This is a genomic window from Duganella rhizosphaerae, assembly GCF_040364205.1.
GTDB classification, from domain to species: Bacteria; Pseudomonadota; Gammaproteobacteria; order Burkholderiales; family Burkholderiaceae_D; genus Rugamonas; species Rugamonas rhizosphaerae.
This window is the reverse complement of record NZ_BPWK01000008.1, coordinates 189,123-206,778: the sequence shown is the minus strand read 5'-3', so window position 1 is coordinate 206,778 and position 17,656 is coordinate 189,123. Positions and strand designations below refer to the sequence as shown.

Below are 17,656 nucleotides of genomic sequence, written 5' to 3'. Positions count from 1 at the left end.
ATAGTTGCGCCATTCGGCGCCGGATTGCTGGCTCATGATCAGAATTGGAAATAGAGGAATTCGCTGACGTGGTTCATACTGAACAGACAGCCAAGAAACAACAGGGAAAACGCCAGGCTCCAGGCCTTGTGCGGGCGCCAGGTCCAGTGCCAGCGGCGCGGCGCCGCAAAAAACTGTTCGATGCACGGCGCGTAGTGGCGGAAGATTTCCTGCGTATTCGGCGCCATGAACGCGAGCACCATCGCCAGCATCAGTGCCGGGATGCCGATGCCGCTGAAGTCTATCCAGCGGATGCCGGTGGCACTGAAGCCGGCAGGCAGGTAGGAAGCATAGGCGGCCATTCCGTGCGGCAAAGCCACGCCGTTCGCCCCCGCCATCGCCCCCAGCACATCAGCGGCGCTCGCCAGGTCCGGCGCCCGGAACACCGCCCACGCCGCCACCACGGCAAAAAATGTCAACCACCTGCCCCACCAGCGCGCCGGCCTTTCCCCGGCCAGCGACAGCCACACGCGATACACCACCAGATACAAGCCGTGCAAGCCGCCCCACACCACGAAGGTCCAGCCGGCGCCGTGCCAAAGTCCACCGAGCAGCATCGTCAGCATCAGGTTGCGATAGCGATGATGGCGATTGCCGCCCAGCGGCACATACAGGTAGTCCCGCAGGAAACGCGACAAGGTCATATGCCAGCGCCGCCAGAACTCGCCGATGTTGCCGGCCTGATAGGGGGAATTGAAATTCAGCGGCAGTTTCACGCCGAACAGCCGCGACAATCCTATCGCCATGTCGGAATATCCGGAAAAATCGAAATACAGTTGAAAGGTGTAGCCCAGCGTGCCGATCCAGGCCTCCACCAGTTGCGGATGGGCGCCGGCGGCAAATACCGGCCCGACCAGCGTCGACAGCGGATCGGCCAGCAGCACCTTCTTGGCCAGGCCCAGCACGAAGATCGACAGGCCGACGGCGACATCGGCCGCGTTCAGCCCTGGCGGGCGCTCGAACTGCGGCATCATTTCCTTGTGATGCAGCACCGGCCCGGCGATCAGATGCGGGAAATAGCTGACGAACAAGGTGTAGTGCACGAAGCGGTACTCGCCGGCCTTGCCCCGGTAGCAATCGAGCAGGAAGGCGATCTGCGTAAAGGTAAAGAACGAAATTCCTATCGGCAGCACCACGTTCCACCCACGCGCGTGCGCGCCGGCCAGCGCGTAGACGTTATCCATGAAGAAGTTTGCATATTTGAAGTAGGCCAGCAAGGCCAGGTTCGCCGTCAGCGCAAACACCAGCCAGCGCCGGCGCCGCTGCGCCACCTGCATGCGGCCGGCGCTCCAGTAGTTGAACACGATGGACATCATCAGCAAGGGCAGATACCGCAAGTCCCAATAGCCGTAGAAGAACAGCGACGCCAGCGCCAGCCAGCCGATCGCCCATTGTGGACGCAGGCGGGCCAGCAGATAGTAGCCGGCCAATACCGTCGGCAGATACAGAAACAGGAAACTGTAGGAATTAAACAGCACGGCGCACCTCTTGCTCCCGGCGGGTCCGGTGATACAGCTCGGTATAGCAGGCCACCATCTGCTCGGCGACGCGCTGCCAGCTGAAGCGCTCGACCAGGGCGCGCACCTGCGCCCGCTCCGGCGGGCTGGCCAGCAGGCCTTCCACTGCAAGCCGCAAGCCGGCCGTATCGTCCCACGGCAGCTGTTTCAGGGCGAAGGCGCTGTCGGGCAGGCTGAGCGCGCTCTCGTCGGTCATCACCACCGGCGTGCCGGCCGCCAACGCCTCCAGCACCGACAAGGGAAACACCTCGCCCTGGCTGGGCAGGGCCAACACGGACGCGCTGGCGTAGGCGCTGGCCAGCAAGGGATCGTCATGCTCCAGCTGGCCCAGCCAGCGCACCCGCGGCTGCGCCAGCAATTGCTGCAAATAGCTCTGGTGCTGGCGTTGCGCCCGGCCGATCAGCACCACCGGCAATCCCGTCGGCGCCAATGCCCGGACCAGTCCCAGCTGGTTCTTGTACGGCGAAATCGCCCCCACCATCAGCACGAACGGCCCGTTCAGTCCGGTGCAACGCCGGAACTCCTCCTGCCGCGCGCCGAAGAAATGCGGGCTGATGCCGTTGGGGAGCACACGGATCTTGGTCTCGGCAATCTGGAACGCGCTGACGATCGCGTCCCGTTCGGCGGTCCCCAGCGCGATCACCATCTGCGCCAGTTGCAAGGCGCGTTTGGTTTGCGCATAGCTGGTTTGCACGTTCCAGCCGGTCAGGCGGCCGGTCAGGCGGTCGGCCAGCCGGGCGCGCATGCCGTCGAGCCGCCCCCAGCCCGGCGACAGCACCGACGACAGCACCACCGGCACCCCGAGATCCGTCGCCAGTTCGACCAGGCGGTGATTGCCGTTGATCGCGGAGAACACATGGATCAGGTCGAACTGGTCCAGGCGCTCGCGGTTGGCGTCCACCAGCGACACGTCGAGGTCAAGCGCCGACTGCTCCTGCAGGGCGCGCATGGTGGCGCGCACCTGCACCTGCAGCCCGCCCTCGCGCTGGAACAACATGGGATACGACAGAATTCCTACGCGCATAAGATGCCCTTTATTTGACTAGCCTCGCCCACACCTTGCGCCCGGCCAGCGTGCATTCGGCGGCCAGCTCGTGCTGGAAAAGCAGGATGGCCGCCAGCCACAGCGGCAGAGCCAGCAAGGCGGCCATCGCCAGCTGGTACAGCGCGTGCCCCGGCGCCAGCGGATGCCAGGCGAACAGCAGCGCCGGGCCGCTCAGGCTGCTGAGCGCGACCAGTGCGCTGCGCTTGAGCGCGCCGAACAGCGCGCGCGCTTGCAGCTGCGCCAGCTGCCGCAGGTAGCGAAGAGTCCAGAGACTTCGCACCACGCCGCCGGCCACCACGGCCCACGCCACCCACTCCAGCCCGAACGGCGCCGCCAGCAGCACGGCCACCACCCGCACCGGCGCCGACAAGGCATCCAGCTTGACCTGTGTGCGGACCGCCCCCATCGCCACGAACAGATAGCGCGCCATGCTGAACATGCTATACAAGGCGCTCGACAGGCACATGATGCGTATCAACGGCACGCATGCGTCCCACTGCGGGCCGTACAGCAGGCGCACCAGCGCCGGCGCCGAGATCGCCACGTAGCCGAAGAAGGGCCAGGCCAGCACGGTCACGTAGCTGGCGGTGGTCAGGTAGGCTTGCCGCAGATCGCCGCCGGCCCGCGCCTGGGCCGAAAACAGCGGGAAGATGACCGGCGAAATGGCGCTGGTCACCAGCTGGTTGAACACGTTCAGCACGCCCTGCGCCTTGCCGAAGATGCCGACCTCGGCGACGCCGATCAACTTGCCGACGATCAGGTCCGGCGCGGCCACGCCCAGTTCGTCGATCACGCTGCCGGCGGTGGAGATCGTGCCAAACGACAGGATCGCCGCCATGCCGCGCCGCGCCGGCAGCCAGGGCAAGCCGCTGGGCCAGCAGCAGATGCTCGCCAGCAGCCCCGCCGCCGTGCCGGCCACCGCGCCCCAGACCAGGCTCAGATAGCCATGTCCCAGCCACGCCAGGCCCACCGACACCAGCAGCTGCGCGCAGCTGCTGGTGGTGTTGATCGCGAAGATGGCCGAGAAGCGCATCTGGCGCCGCAGGCACGGCAAGGCCAGCGAGCTGAACGGGATCAGCAGGAAGTTGATCGACAGCAGTTGCAACACCGAACTCAGTCGCGGATCGCGGTAGAAGCTGGCCGCCACGCCGCTGCTCAGCAGCACCAGCAGCGCCAGCGACCACGCCACCAGGATGCTGGTGCCCAACGCCGCCCGCAGCTTCTGCTCGGTCAGCTGTTTCTCCTGGATCACATACGGCCCGACGCCAAAGTCCCGCACCGCCTGCACCACGCCGACCAGCACGGCGCCGACCGCGTAGACGCCGATCTCGGCCGGCGTCAGCAGCCGCGCCAGTATCATGGTGCCGGCGGTGTTCACCAACAGCAGCGTGTACTTTTCAGCGAAGGACACCAGGAATGACATACGCGGCTGCATGGCGCGCCTCAGATCAGCTGGTCGTAAAAGGCCAGCACCTGCTTGCCCACCACCACGCGGCTGTAGCGCTCGACGGCTTCCTGGCGCGCCAGCCGCCCCATCGCCTCGCGCCGGGCGGGCTGGTCCAGCAGCTCCGCGACCATGGCCGCCGCCGTCTGGATGTCGTCGGCCGGCACCAGCAGGCCGCCGCCGCAGCCGCGCAGAATATCGGCGCTGCCAGGCACGTCGGTCGCCACGGCCGGGACGCCGCAGGCCATCGCCTCGATGGTCGCGATGCCGAACCCTTCATTCCTGCTCATCAAGACGTGCAGGTCCAGCGCCGGCAGCAGCGTTTCCAGCGCCGGCACGAAACCGGTGAACACCACATACGGCGCCAGTCCGGCCTGCTCCACTTGCCGCCGCAGGCCCGCTTCGAGCGGACCGCTGCCCATCATGACCAGATACAACTGCGGAAATCGCTGCCGCAGCAGCACGAACAGCTCCAGCAAGTGCCCGGGCCGCTTTTGCGCGGACAGGCGGGCCGCAACGCCGATCACCAGCGCCGATGGCGGCAGTTGCAGCGCCAGCCGCGCGGCGCGGCGCAAGTCCGCGCCCGGCTTGAAGGTATCGGTGTCGACGCAATTGGGGATCACGGCCACCCGTGCGGTGGCCGGCAAATAGGGTTGATAGATGGCCATGAAATGCGCCATGGCCGAGCGCGATACCGCGTACACCCCGCGCACCCCGCCGAACGCATGCTGCAGCAGCGGCTGGTGCCAGTCGCTGATCTGCTCGGCCGGAAACGCGTTGTGCACGCTGATGACGGCCGGCAGCCGGCAATGGCGCGCCAGCCACAGCGCCGAGGCGCCGTAGTTGGTCCAGCACCAGGCGATATGCACCAGGTCGGCGCGAAAGGCGCGCAGCCGGCGCGCGGCCCCCAGCCGGGCCCGCAGCAAGTTCCAGCGGCGCCACGCCCACTGCTCGAAGAACGGCGGCGGATCGAATTCCGCCACCACGATCTGCTCGTGCGCCAGCCGCCCGGCCCAGGCGTCGATGCCGGCAAAGCGGCGTAGCGCCAGGCTGCCGTCGGCGCCGGCCTGGCGCAGGTAGCGCAGCTCCTGCGCCATGCGCATTTCCATCCCGCCCAGTTCGCCGGAATAGCTGGTGATCAGCACCCGCTTGCCGGCCTCGCTGCGCCCCTGCCGCGCTTCGAAAAAGTAACCGCGCAGAAAAGCCAGTTCCCAGCGTCGCCGGAACAGCGCGTCGGCGTCCCCCAGCAGGCGCGCGCGCAGATAGCCCAGGCACTCCTGCGCAAAGCGCGCCAGCATCCAGCGCGGCACGCCCGCCCATTCGGGGAAGGTGCCCGGCCGGTCTTGCCGATACTTGCCGCGCCCGAAACGCCAGGCCTTGTCCAGCACATACGCCTGCGTCAGCTGATATGCGCGGATGTGGTGCGCCACCTTCGCATGGCGACAGAACCAGGCCGGGTAACCAGCCAGTGCCAGCCTGCGCGTCAGCTCGGTCTCGCTGCCCATCGCATAGGCGCCGCCATTCGGGCCGATCGTGGTGTCGTAGCGGTAACCGGCATCGAACACCGCCCTCCGCACCGCCATGTTGGCGCCCCACACCAGGCCGGGGAACACCGGTCCCTCGGGCAGGTCGGCGGCGGTCAGGCCGAACGTCAGGCCGACCGGCGCCAGGCGCGGCAGCCATTCGGGTGGCGGGAGCGCCCAGTCCGCCTCTATCGCGCCGCCGAACACCGCATAGCCGGCGTGCGCCGCGACGCAGCGCTCCCATTGCAGCAGCCAGTCCGGCGCCGGTGTGGCGTCGTCGTCGCTGAAAATGAACAGGGCGTCTTCGCCGCTATGATCCAACGCCCACTCTACGGCCAGGTTCAGGGCCGCGTTCTTGCCCTTGTCCGGCGTGCTGATCAAGTGCAGCGGCAGGCGATCTTGATATTGCGCGATCAGGGCGCCGGTGCCGTCGCTGCTGCCATTCTCGACGACGATCAACTGCCACGCCTGGCTTGGCGTTTGCAGACGGCAATAACCATCGAGCACTTTGGGCAGCGTCTGCGCGCCATTGCAGGTCGCCATGAGAACGGTCAACAAGGGCGCTTCTCCCATATCCTAAGATTGCAGAACGTGATAATCCAGTGTAATGACAGGCTCAAATATATCGTTGAGCCGCATCAACGAGTTCCCTACCCATGCGCGACATCCTGATCACCCTCATCGTCTTCGGCAGCCTGCCGCTGATCCTGCGTAATCCCGTCAACGGCGTGCTGATGTGGGTATGGATCAGCGTGATGAATCCGCACACGCAGAGCTGGGGCTTCGCCACCACGTTTCCGTTCGCCTTCATCATCGCCGTGGCGACCTTGTTCAGCGTCGCCATCTCGCGCATGGCCAAGACGCTGCCGGTCTCGGCCATCACCTTCACTCTGATCGCGCTGATACTGTGGATGAACGTCACCACCCTGTTCGCCATGTTTCCGTCGGTCGCCTATCAGCAATGGAGCAAAGTCATGAAGATCATGCTGATGAGCCTGGTCACCATGATGGTGATACGCAACCGCGACGACATCCAGCGCCTGCTGTGGGTGCTGGTGATGTCGCTGGGCTTCTACGGCGTCAAGGGCGGCATCTTCACGCTGCGCACCGGCGGCGGCGAGCGGGTGTGGGGACCGGAAGGCACCTTCATCGGCGACAACAACGAAATCGCGCTGGCCCTGATCATGACCATCCCGCTGATGCGCTACCTGCAACTGCGCAGCGAGCAGCGCTGGCTGCGGCATGGCTTGAACGCGATGATGCTGCTCAGCGCGCTGGCGGCGCTGGGTTCGTATTCGCGCGGCGCGCTGCTGGCGATCGCCGCGATGATACTCGTGATGTGGCTCAAGAGCCGCCACAAATTCGCCGCCGGCATCCTGATTGCGCTGCTGACGCCGCTGGCCCTGCTGTTCATGCCCGAGCGTTGGGGCGAACGCATGGACAGCATCGGCGACTATGAGCAAGACGAGTCCGCGATGGGCCGCATCAACGCCTGGCACATGGCCTGGAACCTGGCCAAGGACCGCTTCTTCGGCGGCGGCTTCGAGATCGCCGACCCGACCACCTTCTTCCTCTACGCGCCCAATCCGCGCGACGTCCACGCCGCCCACAGCATCTATTTCCAGGCGCTGGGCGAGCACGGCTTTGTCGGCCTGGCGCTGTACCTGCTGCTGCTCGGCCTGACCTGGCGCTCGGCGGCCTGGATCGTGCGCAACAGCCGCGGCCAGCCGGATCTGGAATGGGCGCTGCAGCTGGCCACCATGGTCCAGGCCAGCTTGGTCGGCTTTGCGGTCGGCGGCGCCTTCCTCAGCCTGCTCTATTTCGACGTCCCCTATTATTTGATGGGCATCATCGTCGCCACCCGCGCGCTGGTGGCGGAACGGCAGCACGCCGTCGGCCAAACCGCGCAAAGCGGCCTGGACAACCGGCAGCCGGCGATCGGACAATCATGAGCCGCCGGCTGTCCATCCTGGTCTACCATCGCGTGCTGGCGCAGGCCGATCCCTTGCTGCCGGAGTTGCCGGACGTGCGCTTGTTCGACCGCCACATGGCCTTGCTGAAACGTTGTTTCCGGGTGCTGCCGCTGAGCCGCGCCAGCGAGCAACTGCGCCTGGGCACCCTGCCCGCGCGCGCCGCCTGCATCACCTTCGACGACGGCTATGCGGACAACGCCATCCATGCCTTGCCGATCCTGCGCCGCCACGGCTTGAGCGCGACCTTCTTCGTCGCCAGCGATTACCTGGACGGCGGCCAGATGTGGAACGACGACGTGATCGCCTGCGTGCGCCAGGCCCGGCAGAACGTGCTGCACGCGGGCGCGCCGGGCTGCGACGCCTTGCCGCTGCACAGCTTGCGCCACAAACGGCAAGCCATCGACCAGCTGCTGGAGGCGCTCAAGTACCTGCCGGGCCCGCAGCGCCAGACGCTGGCGGAGCGTTTGGCCCCCTCCCGCCAGGAGGAACTGATGATGAGCTCGCAGCAAATGCGGGCGCTGCACGCCGCCGGCATGGAAATCGGCGCGCACACGGCCTCGCATCCCATCCTGGCGCGCCAGGCGGATGCCGACGCCGAGGCCGACATGGCCCGCGGCAAAGCGGCGCTCGAAGACCTGATCCAGGCCCCGGTCGCCTTGTTTGCTTATCCCAACGGAAAACCCGGGGTGGACTACGACCAGCGCCATGTCGACATGGCGCGCAGGCTGGGTTTCGCGGCGGCGGTCAGCACCGAGCCCGGCGCCGCGCACGCCGGCAGCGATCCGCTGCAGCTGCCGCGCTACACGCCGTGGGAACAGGACCGCCTGCGCTTTCTGTACCGGCTACTTGCCAGCCGGCGCGGCTGATTTGGCCAGCCATTGCTCCAGCATCATCAGCACCCATACCATCGTGCCGTGATAGCCTGGGTGTTCCGCAAGCAGGGTATGCATCAGGCGCTCGATGAAGTCCTCGCGGATGATTTTCCGCTTCTTCAGGTCGCTCAAACTGTCCAGCACCAGGCTCTGCAAGCCCGCATCCTGCTGCAGCCAATGGCCGAAGGGCAAGCCGAAACCGTGCTTTTTCTTGCGCAGGATGGCGGCCGGCAGATAACCCCGCAACGCCCGCTTGAAGAAATAGCGCAGCTGCGTGCCGTTGAGCTTGTCCCTGGGCGACAGCCGCGCGGAGAACGCCAGCATCTCGTCGCTCAGGAATGGAAACGCCACGTCCACGCCGCCCAGCTCGCAAGCCAGGCTCACCTTGCGCAAATCGTTGTCGGCCAGCGTGTAGCGCAGATCGAGCGTCTGCATGCGGCTGATCTGGCTCAGGCCCTTGTCCTGCCAATAGCAATCGCTCATCTGGTCGCCAGGCGCCCGCTCGTCGATGCTGGCCAGAAAGTCAGCGTGCAACACCGCCGCCGGTCCGTAGCGGTGCAACAGATTATAGGTTTCCATCCGGGCCGGCATCGGCACCACCGCCTGCGTGACATAGCTGCGCGCCTTGCGCAGCAGGCCCAGGTTCAGCTTGCCTGTCAGGCCGAACAGCAAGGGCTCCAGCGCGACCTGCCGCAAGGCCGACGGCAACTGCTCATAGCGCGACAGCACCGCCTGGTCGGCATAGCGCTCGTTGCCGCCGAACAGCTCGTCGCCGCCATCGCCGCCCAGCAGGCGGGTCACGCCGTCGGTGCGCGCCAGGTTGGCGCAGTAGTAGGCCGGCACCGCCGAGGAATTGCCGAAAGGCTGGTCCGACGCGGCGGCAATGCGCGGTATGGCCTTGGCCACATCGCCCGCCGTCACATACAGTTCGTGATGATCGGCGCCGAAGTGGCGGGCGGCGATGCGCGCGTAATGCATTTCATCGTAGCCTGCGACGTCGAAACCGATCGAATAGGTCGGCGGCGCGCTGCCGCTGACGCTGGCCAGCATGCCGGCCAGCGTCGAGCTGTCGGTGCCGCCGCTGAGGAAGGCGCCGGTCCTGGCGCCGCCGGCGCAGCGCCGCACCGAGCTCTCCAAGGTCGCCAGGAACTGCTGTTTGAGTTCGCCGAACGGCGTTGCCGACTGTTCCTGATATTCGATCTTCCAATAGTCGCCGGTTTCCAGATGGCCGTGCCGGTACTGCACGTATTCGCCGGGTTGCAGGCGGCGCTGGCCGCGATACACCGTGCGCGGCGCCGGCACCGTATGGAAATACAGATAATTGTAGAGCGCCTGCGGATCCAGCGTGCCCACCGCGTGCGGATGGGCCTGCAACGCGGCCGCCGAGGAAGCGAACAGCACGCCTTGCCGCACCTGCTGGTAATGCATGGCGTGCACGCCGCTGCGGTCGATCGCCAGCAGCAACTGGCCGCCGCCGTCCGCCATCGCGCACAGCGCGAACGGACCGGACAACGCCGCGCAAGCCTTGGCGCCGTTGATCAGCCACAGTGCGGCGAAGCGTTCCGCCAGATTCTCGCCGCAGCCGTTGAGCAAGGGCCGGCCCCAGACCGCGACCAGTACGCCGCCGGCGCCGTGCAAGCTGACGCTGTCCGCGGCGGCCGCAACGGCCACGCCGCCGCGCGCCGCCGCCACCATGCGGATCGGGCTGTCGTCAAAGCGCGCCAGCGGCGACGCCATGCCGGCCAGCGTTTGTTGCACGCCGCCGGCGTCGGCGGCGGCCAGATAGCCGCACAAGCCGCTCATACCAGCACCTCCAGCGGCAGGGGATGACTGAGGAAGGCGGTCGGGCTGGCGGTCAGCCCGTAGGCGCCGGACTGGAACACCACCACCAGGTCGCCCACCTCGGCGCGCGGCAATTCCATGCGGTCCGCCAGCACATCGAGCGGGGTGCACAAGGGTCCCACCACCGACACCGTCTCCAGCGGCCCGCCATGCATGCGGTTGCCGATCGCCACCGGATAGTTCTTGCGGATCACCTGGCCAAAATTGCCCGATGCCGCCAGATGCTGGTGCAGGCCGCCGTCGGTGATCAGAAAAGTCTGTCCATGCGAACGCTTACGCTCCAGCACGCGGCAGACGTAGATCCCGCCCTCGGCCACCAGATAACGTCCCAGCTCCAGGATCAGGTCGGTACCGGGCGAACCCTGGCGCAGCAAGCCCAGCGACTGCTCCAGGCCATCGGCAACGGCGGCCAGGTCCAGCGCCCTGTCGCCGGGGAAATATGGCACGCCGAAGCCGCCGCCGATATTGAGCATGCGCATCGGCGCGCGCGCGTGGCCCGCCAGCCGCAGGCCGAGCTCCACGCTGAGCCGCTGCGCCTCGCAGATCGCCGCCGCCGACAGATTCTGGGCGCCGCAAAACAGGTGGAAACCGTGGAAATCCAGTTCCAGCTGCTCCAGCCTGCGCAGCATCGCCGGCACCCGCGCCGCGTCGACGCCGAACGGGCGCGGGCCGCCGCCCATCTTCATGCCGGCCAGCTTCAATTCGAAATCCGGATTGACCCGCACCGCCACGCGCGGCCTCATGCCCAGCTCGCCACCTATGCGGGCCAGCCGTTCCATTTCGCCTTCGGACTCGAGATGCAGCAGCACGCCGGCCGCCACCGCGCAGCGCAATTCCGTGTCGCGCTTGCCGGGCCCGGCAAAGCTGATGCGGTCGGCGACCATGCCGGCGTCCAGCGCCACCTTCATCTCGCTGCCGGAGGCCACGTCGAAACCGTCCACCAACGGCGCCATCATCTGCACCAGCGCCGGCATCGGATTGGCCTTCACGGCATAGTGCAGATGCACGCCCTGCGGCAACGCGTGCCGCAGCAGGCCGACGCGGGTGGCGATGTGCGTGCGCTCGTAAGCGTAGAACGGCGTGCGACCCACCCGCTCAGCCAGCCGCGTCAGCTGGATGCCGCCGAGCTGGAGCACGTCATCCAGCGTCGGGAACTGGTTGAGCTCGGCGTGACGTGGCGACACGTCGACCGCCGTCACGACTCGCCCCGCGTCCCGGCCAGCTGGTCGGCCAGCAGCTTGCGGTCGATCTTGCCGTTCGGATTGCGCGGCAACGGCACGCCGCGTATGTCGATCGCGGCCGGCACCATGTAGGCCGGCAAGGCCAGGCGGCAGGCCGCGAGCAGGGCCGCGCCATCGACCGTGCCCTGCGGCATGGCGGCCGCCACCAGGGTGATCGATTGCCCCAGGCTTGCATGCGGCACGCCGATGGCGGCCGCTTCGGCCACCATGCCGGTGGCATACACCACCTCCTCCACCTCGGTCGGACTGACGCGGTAGCCCGAGGTCTTGATCATGTCGTCGCTGCGGCCGATGAAATACAGATAGCCCTCGTCGTCGCAGCGCACCGTGTCGCCGGACCACACCGCCAGCTCGGGCACCGGCAGCCCGCCCAGGCGGTCGGGCAGCGGCCGGAATCGCTCGGCGGTGCGCTGCGCATCGTTCCAGTAGCCCATCGCCACCAGCGCGCCGCGATGCACCAGCTCGCCCGGTTCGTTGGGCGCGCAAGTGGAACCGTCGCCGCGCAACACCATGATTTCCGCATTCGGTATCGCCTTGCCGATCGAATCCGGCCTGCGGTCGAGCTGCTCGGGCGCCAGGAAGGTCGAGCGGAACGCCTCGGTCAGGCCGTACATCAGAAAGATCTGCGTGTACGGCAAGGCCTTGCGCAGGGCTGCCAGCGTGTGCCGCTGCATGGCGCCGCCGGAATTGGTGATGTAGCGCAGCCGCTGCGCATGGCGCCAATCCAGGTCCGCCAGCTGCATCCACAGCGGCGGCACGGCGGCCAGGCCGGTGATGCGCTCGCGTTGCACGGCGTCGAGTATGTCCCGCTGCAACAGGTGGTTCAGCAGCACCGCGCAGGCGCCGACGGCGAACGCCGTGGTCAGCTGGCTCAGGCCGTAGTCAAAGCTCAGCGGCAGCACGCACAGGATGCGGTCCTCCGCCGTGTTGACCAGATAGGAGGACACGCTCAGCGCGCCGGCCACCAGGTTGCGGTGCGACAGCACCACGCCCTTGGGCCTGCCGGTGCTGCCCGAGGTGTACAGGATGGCGGCGACGTCGCTGTCTATGCAGGCATGCAGCGCGGTCTGCGGCGCATCGCGCATGCACTCGCGCCAGGACAGCAGCTGCACGCCATCCGGCGGCGTCAACGACTCCATCGACCCGATCACCACCACTTTGCGCAAGCCCGGGCAAGCCGCCAGCGCCGTCGCCAGCAGATTGTAGCGCTCGCGCGTGGTGACCAGGATGCGCACATCGCAGTCGCCCAGGATGTGCGCCACCTGCTCCGGCTTGAGCACCGGATTGACCGGCACGAACACGGCGCCGGCGGCGGCCGCGCCGAACATGGCCACCACGGCTTCCTCGCGCTTTTCCATGAACACCGCCAGCCGCTCGCTGCGCCCCAGCCCGTGATGCACCCAGGCGGCGGCGGCCAGCTGCACCATCTGCGCCAGCGCCACGTAATTCAGCCCGACACCCTGGTACGACAACGCCTGGCGCCGCGGCTCGCGCTGCGCCGACTGAAAGATGAATTCGTGAACTAACTGCGTCATAGCGATATCCCATAGATAGACTGCCCTCTATGATTGAGATAAATCGCCATCGACTCTTTGATGTTGCGCAAGCATGCAGTCCGCTTGTGCTGGCTCAAACCCGCTGCGTGGTGTGCGGGGTCTAATCTGTATTCCGCTTCCCTCTTGGCCCGCCGCGATGACTACTGGCTTGCGTCACACCTATATGCAACTGGGCTGGCTCAATGCCATGCTTTACTGGCTCGCCCAATTGCTGGAGGCGGCCAGCGCCGGCTCGTGGGCGCTGCACCGCTACCATTTTGTGGCCCAGTACGTTGGCGACAGCCCGCTGTGCGGCGCGCGCGGACAGGACATCGACATCCGCCAACATGCCGCCGCGGGCCCCACGCCGTGCGGCTATCCGCGTCCCGAAAACGTGGTCAGGCAGCGTTATGCGCAAGGTGCGCTCAGCCTGACCGCGTGGCGCAAGGGCCAGCTGGCCGGCTTTCTCTGGCTGATATCCGATACCTACCTGGAAGACGAGGTGCGCGTGCGCTACCGCCTGGCCAGCTCGCGCGCATCCTGGGATTTCGACGTCTGGATCCGGCCGGAGGAGCGCCTGGGCTGGGTCTTTCCCCGCCTGTGGGAGGCGGCGCGCCGCCACCTGCGCCAGCACGGCATACGCTGGACCTGCAGCCGCATCTCCGCCTTCAATCCGGCCTCGCTGCGCGCCCATGCCCGCATCGGCGTGGTGCGCATGGGCAGCGCCATTTTCCTGCGCTGCGGCCGCTGGCAGTGGATGTGGGCCAGCCAGGCGCCATTTGTCCACCTGTCGCGCCATGCGGAAAATTGCCCGCAACTGCTGTTCGACACCAGCACCCTACCCGAGATCGTCCCCGAGGAGCCGCCATGCCGCTAATAGATCAAGTCTGCCAGACCCTGCGCGCCACGCTGGGCCTGGCGAAAATGCCGCTCAATCAAGATACCCGCTTGCTGGGCAGCGTGCCCGAGCTCGATTCGATGGCGGTCGTCAACCTCATCGTCGCGCTGGAGCAGCAATTCGGCATCACCGTCGACGACGATGAAATCAACGCCCGCCATTTCTCCACGGTCGGCACGCTCGCCGCCTTCGTGCAGGGCAAGCTGGCGTGAACGGCTACGCACAGCGCAGCCACGCGCTGCCCTTCTTTCTCAAGGCGGCGGCGGGCGACCGCTTCTGCCTGTACTATCCGCCGCACCCGGAAGCGCAAGTGCGCGGCTCGCTGCTGTACGTCCATCCCTTCGCCGAGGAGCTCAACAAGAGCCGGCGCATGGCGGCGCTCCAGGCGCGCGCCTACGCCCGCGCCGGCTACGGCGTGCTGCAACTGGACCTGTACGGCTGCGGCGACAGCAGCGGCGACTTCTCCGATGCCCGTTGGGAAATCTGGCTGGAAGACCTCGCGCTGGGCTGGCAATGGCTGGCCGAACATTCGCCCGGCCCAGCCTATCTGTGGGGCCTGCGCCTCGGCGCCTTGCTGGCCTTGCAGTTCGCAGGGCAAGCCCGTCCGGCTCCGGCGGGCCTGGTGCTGTGGCAGGCCGTGATCAGCGGCCGGCCGCACCTGCACCAGTTCATGCGGCTGCAAAACGCGGCCAGGCTGTTCGGCGCCGGCCAGCAGGACGCCACCGATGAAGTAGCCGGCTACACGCTGGACGCCGAACTGTGCGACGCCATCAGGAACGCCGAGGCCGGCGACCGCCCGGCGTGTCCGGTGCAATGGCTGGAGCTGGCCGCGCCCCCTCAGCCGGCCGGCTTGCAGCCGGCAACGGCCCTGCTGCTGGAGCGCTGGGAACGCGCCGGCGCCCACGTCGACGCCTATCCGCTGGCGGGAGCGCCCTTCTGGACCACCCCGGAGATCGCCGAAGTGCCCGCCCTGATCACCTCGACACTGGCCGCCATGCCGGTGGGCCCGGCATGAACTGGCAACGCCTGGCCCTGCATTTCCCCTGCCAGGACTGCTGGCTGGTCGGCGTCCTGCACTTGCCGGAGCGGCCGCGGCCACGCGGCGTGCTGATCGTCACCGGCGGGCCGCAATACCGCGTCGGCAGCCACCGGCACTTCGTGTTGCTGGCGCAGCAGCTGGCAGCGTCCGGCATCCCGGTGATGCGCTTCGACTACCGTGGCATGGGCGACAGCGAAGGCGAACCGCGTCACTTCGAACAGCTGGACGACGACCTGGACGCCGCGATCGCCGAATTCTTCGGCAGGCTGCCGGCCATGCAGGAGCTGGTGTTGTGGGGGCTGTGCGACGGCGCCACCGCGGCCGCCCGCCACGCCGCGCGCGATCCCCGCGTGAGCGGGCTGGTGATGCTCAATCCCTGGGTGCGTACCGAGCAAGGCAACGCGCGCGCCACGCTCCGGCATTACTACGTGCAGCGGCTGCTGGAGCGCGACTTCTGGCTCAAGCTCAAGGGCGGCGCCGTGCATCTCGGGCGCAGCCTGGGCTCCTTCATTGCGCTGGCTTCCGCCGCAAGACAGGCGCCCACCACGGAGGGCGCGCTGCCGCAGCGGCTGTACCGCGCGCTGCGCCAATTCCACGGCCGCACCCTGATCGTGCTCAGCGGCGCCGACCTGGGCGCGCGCGAATTCTCGGCGCTGTACGACCATCAAACGCACTGGCGCCAGCTGCTCGACGGCCCGCGCGTGCGCCTGGTCCACGTTCCGCAGGCCAACCACACTTTCTCCAGCAGGGCCTGGCGCGCCAGCGTGGCCACCGCCTGCGCCGACTGGCTGGCGTCATGGTGAAGCGCGTCCTGATGATCGCCTATCACTACCCGCCGCTGTGCGGAGGCAGCGGCATCCACCGCACGCTGGCGTTCACCCGCCATTTGCCGGAATTCGGCTGGCAACCGACGGTGCTGACGGTGCATCCGCGCGCCTACGAAGACATCGGCGCCGACCAGACCAGCCACCATGTGCCGGTGCATCGCAGCTTTGCGCTGGACAGTTCGCGCCATCTCGCGCTGCGCGGCCGCTACCCGGATTTTCTGGCCCAGCCGGACCGCTGGATCACCTGGTGGCTGGGCGCGGTGCCGGCCGGACTGCGCCTGATCCGCAAGCACCGCCCGGACGTCATCTGGTCCAGCTATCCGATCGCCACGGCCCACCTGATCGCGCTGAGCCTGCACCGCCTCACCGGCATCCCCTGGATCGCCGACCAGCGCGACCCGATGGTGGATCACGACTACCCGCCCGACCCGCGGCGCCGCCGCATCCACGCCTGGATCGAACGCCAGTCCATGCGCCAGGCGGCCGCCGTGGTCTGCACCACGCCCGGCGCCCTCGGCGGGCTACACCAGCGTCATCCGCAAGCCGACGGGCGGCGCCTGGCCTTGATCGAAAACGGCTACGACGACGACAGCTTCCGCGTTGCCGAAGCCGCCGCCGCGCCGCCCAAGCCGCGCGGCCCGTTCACCCTGCTGCACAGCGGCGTCATCTATCCGTCCGAGCGCGATCCGGCCTCCTTGTTTGCGGCGCTGGCCGGGCTGTCGGCCGAGCGCCGCATCGGGCCGGAAAACTTCCGCCTGCGGCTGCGCGCCAGCGCGCACGACGATCACCTGCGCGCGCTGATGCGGCAGCATCCCGGCGTGGCCGGGCTGGTCGAACTGGCGCCGCCACTGCCCTACCGCGCCGCGCTGGCGGAAATGCTCGACGCCGACGGCTTGCTGCTGCTGCAGGCCGCCAACTGCAACAGCCAGATCCCGGCCAAGTTGTACGAATACCTGCGCGCCAGCCGCCCCGTGCTGGCCTTGACCGACGCCGCCGGCGACACCGCGGCCACGCTGCGCGCCGCCGGCATCGACACCATCGGCCAGCTCGACAACGCGGCCGACATCGCCGCCGTGCTGATGCGTTTCCTGCATCTGTGCCGAACACAGCAGGCGCCGCTGGCCGCGCGCGCCGTCATCGAAGGCCACTCCCGCGCCGCCCGCAGCCGCCAGCTGGCCACGCTGCTGGACCACGCCGCCCACAAGGAACCGCTATGAAACCACAAGCACACCTGATCCTTCCGCTGCTGCTCGCCATCGCAACCGGCAGCGGCGCCGCGCCGCGCGCCGCCGTCGGCGAAGACTGCGGCACCTACGTACGCCACGATCCTGGCGGCGACTACACCAACCCCGCCGACCGCGAAGGCTTGACCGTGGTCGAGACCTACCATTTCACGCCCGAGGTTGAACGGCTGGTGCGCGGCTCTTCCGGCTCGCTGGGCAGCGACATCGGCTACACCCTCGATCATTTCCCCAACCACCACCGGGCGCTGGCGGCGATGAGCAAACTGGCGCTGCGCGACAAGACCCCCAAACCCTACGGCGCCCACTATTCGATCGGCTGCTATTTCGACCGCGCCCTGCGTTTCCGTCCGGACGACGCCCGGGTCCACGCCCTGTTCGGCGGCTACCTGCTGGGGCTGGGGCAGTCCGACGCCGCGCTGGAGCAACTGCAGGAAGCGGTCCGGCTGGAGCCGGGCAACGCCACCACGCACTACAACCTCGGCCTGCTCTACCTCAAGCGCAAGGATTACGTGCAAGCCCGCGCCAGCGCCCACCAGGCGTACGGCCTGGGCTTCCCGCTGCCCGGGCTGAAGAACCAGTTGACCGCCGCCGGCCAGTGGCGCGAAGCCGAGTAGCCC

Annotated in this window: 15 protein-coding genes; 8 read left to right on the top strand and 7 right to left on the bottom strand. The window is 67.7% G+C overall.

What is annotated here, in order from left to right; genetic code table 11:
* Positions 1 to 38 precede the first annotated feature (38 nt).
* The 4 genes from RUGAMON1_RS18805 to RUGAMON1_RS18790 are packed head-to-tail and all read right to left on the bottom strand — an operon-like array spanning position 39 to position 6,126.
* Entirely contained in the window at positions 39 to 1,517 is a 1,479-nt protein-coding gene (locus RUGAMON1_RS18805; protein WP_445231943.1) for an MBOAT family O-acyltransferase, read from the bottom strand.
* Entirely contained in the window at positions 1,507 to 2,580 is a 1,074-nt protein-coding gene (locus RUGAMON1_RS18800; RefSeq protein WP_445231942.1) for a glycosyltransferase family 4 protein, read from the bottom strand. Before RUGAMON1_RS18800 ends, RUGAMON1_RS18805 begins: the two co-directional genes overlap by 11 nt.
* 10 nt (positions 2,581 to 2,590) lie before the next feature.
* A complete protein-coding gene (locus RUGAMON1_RS18795; protein ID WP_445231941.1) occupies positions 2,591 to 4,024 on the bottom strand; it encodes a lipopolysaccharide biosynthesis protein in 1,434 nt (477 codons plus the stop codon).
* Between the two features lie 20 nt (positions 4,025 to 4,044).
* Entirely contained in the window at positions 4,045 to 6,126 is a 2,082-nt protein-coding gene (locus RUGAMON1_RS18790) for a glycosyltransferase (protein ID WP_445231940.1), read from the bottom strand.
* Positions 6,127 to 6,224: 98 nt separating this feature from the next.
* On the opposite strand from RUGAMON1_RS18790, the gene RUGAMON1_RS18785 reads away from it, so the two are divergent.
* Positions 6,225 to 7,520, top strand: a complete 1,296-nt coding sequence (locus RUGAMON1_RS18785) for a putative O-glycosylation ligase, exosortase A system-associated (RefSeq protein ID WP_445231939.1) — start codon at positions 6,225 to 6,227, stop codon at positions 7,518 to 7,520.
* Complete coding sequence (locus tag RUGAMON1_RS18780; RefSeq protein WP_445231938.1) at positions 7,517 to 8,407, top strand: polysaccharide deacetylase family protein; 891 nt, start codon at positions 7,517 to 7,519, stop codon at positions 8,405 to 8,407. The genes RUGAMON1_RS18785 and RUGAMON1_RS18780 overlap by 4 nt, the downstream gene beginning before the upstream one ends.
* Here RUGAMON1_RS18780 and RUGAMON1_RS18775 read toward each other — a convergent pair.
* Genes RUGAMON1_RS18775 through RUGAMON1_RS18765 form a run of 3 tightly spaced genes read right to left on the bottom strand, consistent with a single transcriptional unit; the run spans position 8,384 to position 13,031 of the window.
* Entirely contained in the window at positions 8,384 to 10,216 is a 1,833-nt protein-coding gene (locus tag RUGAMON1_RS18775; protein ID WP_445231937.1) for an asparagine synthetase B family protein, read from the bottom strand. The two genes, RUGAMON1_RS18780 and RUGAMON1_RS18775, sit on opposite strands and share 24 nt — an antisense overlap.
* The gene (locus tag RUGAMON1_RS18770; RefSeq protein ID WP_445231936.1) at positions 10,213 to 11,454 is read right to left on the bottom strand and encodes a pyridoxal-dependent decarboxylase, exosortase A system-associated; all 1,242 of its coding nucleotides are present in this window, start codon (positions 11,452 to 11,454) and stop codon (positions 10,213 to 10,215) included. Before RUGAMON1_RS18770 ends, RUGAMON1_RS18775 begins: the two co-directional genes overlap by 4 nt.
* Complete coding sequence (locus tag RUGAMON1_RS18765) at positions 11,451 to 13,031, bottom strand: acyl-CoA ligase (AMP-forming), exosortase A system-associated (protein ID WP_445231935.1); 1,581 nt, start codon at positions 13,029 to 13,031, stop codon at positions 11,451 to 11,453. Before RUGAMON1_RS18765 ends, RUGAMON1_RS18770 begins: the two co-directional genes overlap by 4 nt.
* 157 nt (positions 13,032 to 13,188) lie before the next feature.
* On the opposite strand from RUGAMON1_RS18765, the gene RUGAMON1_RS18760 reads away from it, so the two are divergent.
* From RUGAMON1_RS18760 to RUGAMON1_RS18735, 6 genes are read left to right on the top strand one after another with little or no spacing between them, the layout of a single operon-like run.
* Positions 13,189 to 13,908, top strand: coding sequence for a GNAT family N-acetyltransferase (locus tag RUGAMON1_RS18760; protein ID WP_445231934.1), 720 nt, complete (start codon positions 13,189 to 13,191; stop codon positions 13,906 to 13,908).
* On the top strand, positions 13,899 to 14,141 hold the full coding sequence (locus RUGAMON1_RS18755) for an acyl carrier protein (protein WP_445231933.1): 243 nt from the start codon (positions 13,899 to 13,901) through the stop codon (positions 14,139 to 14,141). The genes RUGAMON1_RS18760 and RUGAMON1_RS18755 overlap by 10 nt, the downstream gene beginning before the upstream one ends.
* Positions 14,138 to 14,944 (top strand): hydrolase 2, exosortase A system-associated, encoded by an 807-nt coding sequence (locus RUGAMON1_RS18750; protein WP_445231932.1) that lies wholly within the window; start codon positions 14,138 to 14,140, stop codon positions 14,942 to 14,944. Before RUGAMON1_RS18755 ends, RUGAMON1_RS18750 begins: the two co-directional genes overlap by 4 nt.
* Complete coding sequence (locus RUGAMON1_RS18745; protein WP_445231931.1) at positions 14,941 to 15,771, top strand: hydrolase 1, exosortase A system-associated; 831 nt, start codon at positions 14,941 to 14,943, stop codon at positions 15,769 to 15,771. Before RUGAMON1_RS18750 ends, RUGAMON1_RS18745 begins: the two co-directional genes overlap by 4 nt.
* Positions 15,765 to 17,012 (top strand): glycosyltransferase, encoded by a 1,248-nt coding sequence (locus tag RUGAMON1_RS18740; protein WP_445231930.1) that lies wholly within the window; start codon positions 15,765 to 15,767, stop codon positions 17,010 to 17,012. The genes RUGAMON1_RS18745 and RUGAMON1_RS18740 overlap by 7 nt, the downstream gene beginning before the upstream one ends.
* Positions 17,009 to 17,653, top strand: a complete 645-nt coding sequence (locus RUGAMON1_RS18735) for a tetratricopeptide repeat protein (protein WP_445231929.1) — start codon at positions 17,009 to 17,011, stop codon at positions 17,651 to 17,653. Before RUGAMON1_RS18740 ends, RUGAMON1_RS18735 begins: the two co-directional genes overlap by 4 nt.
* The last annotated feature ends 3 nt before the right edge of the window (positions 17,654 to 17,656 follow it).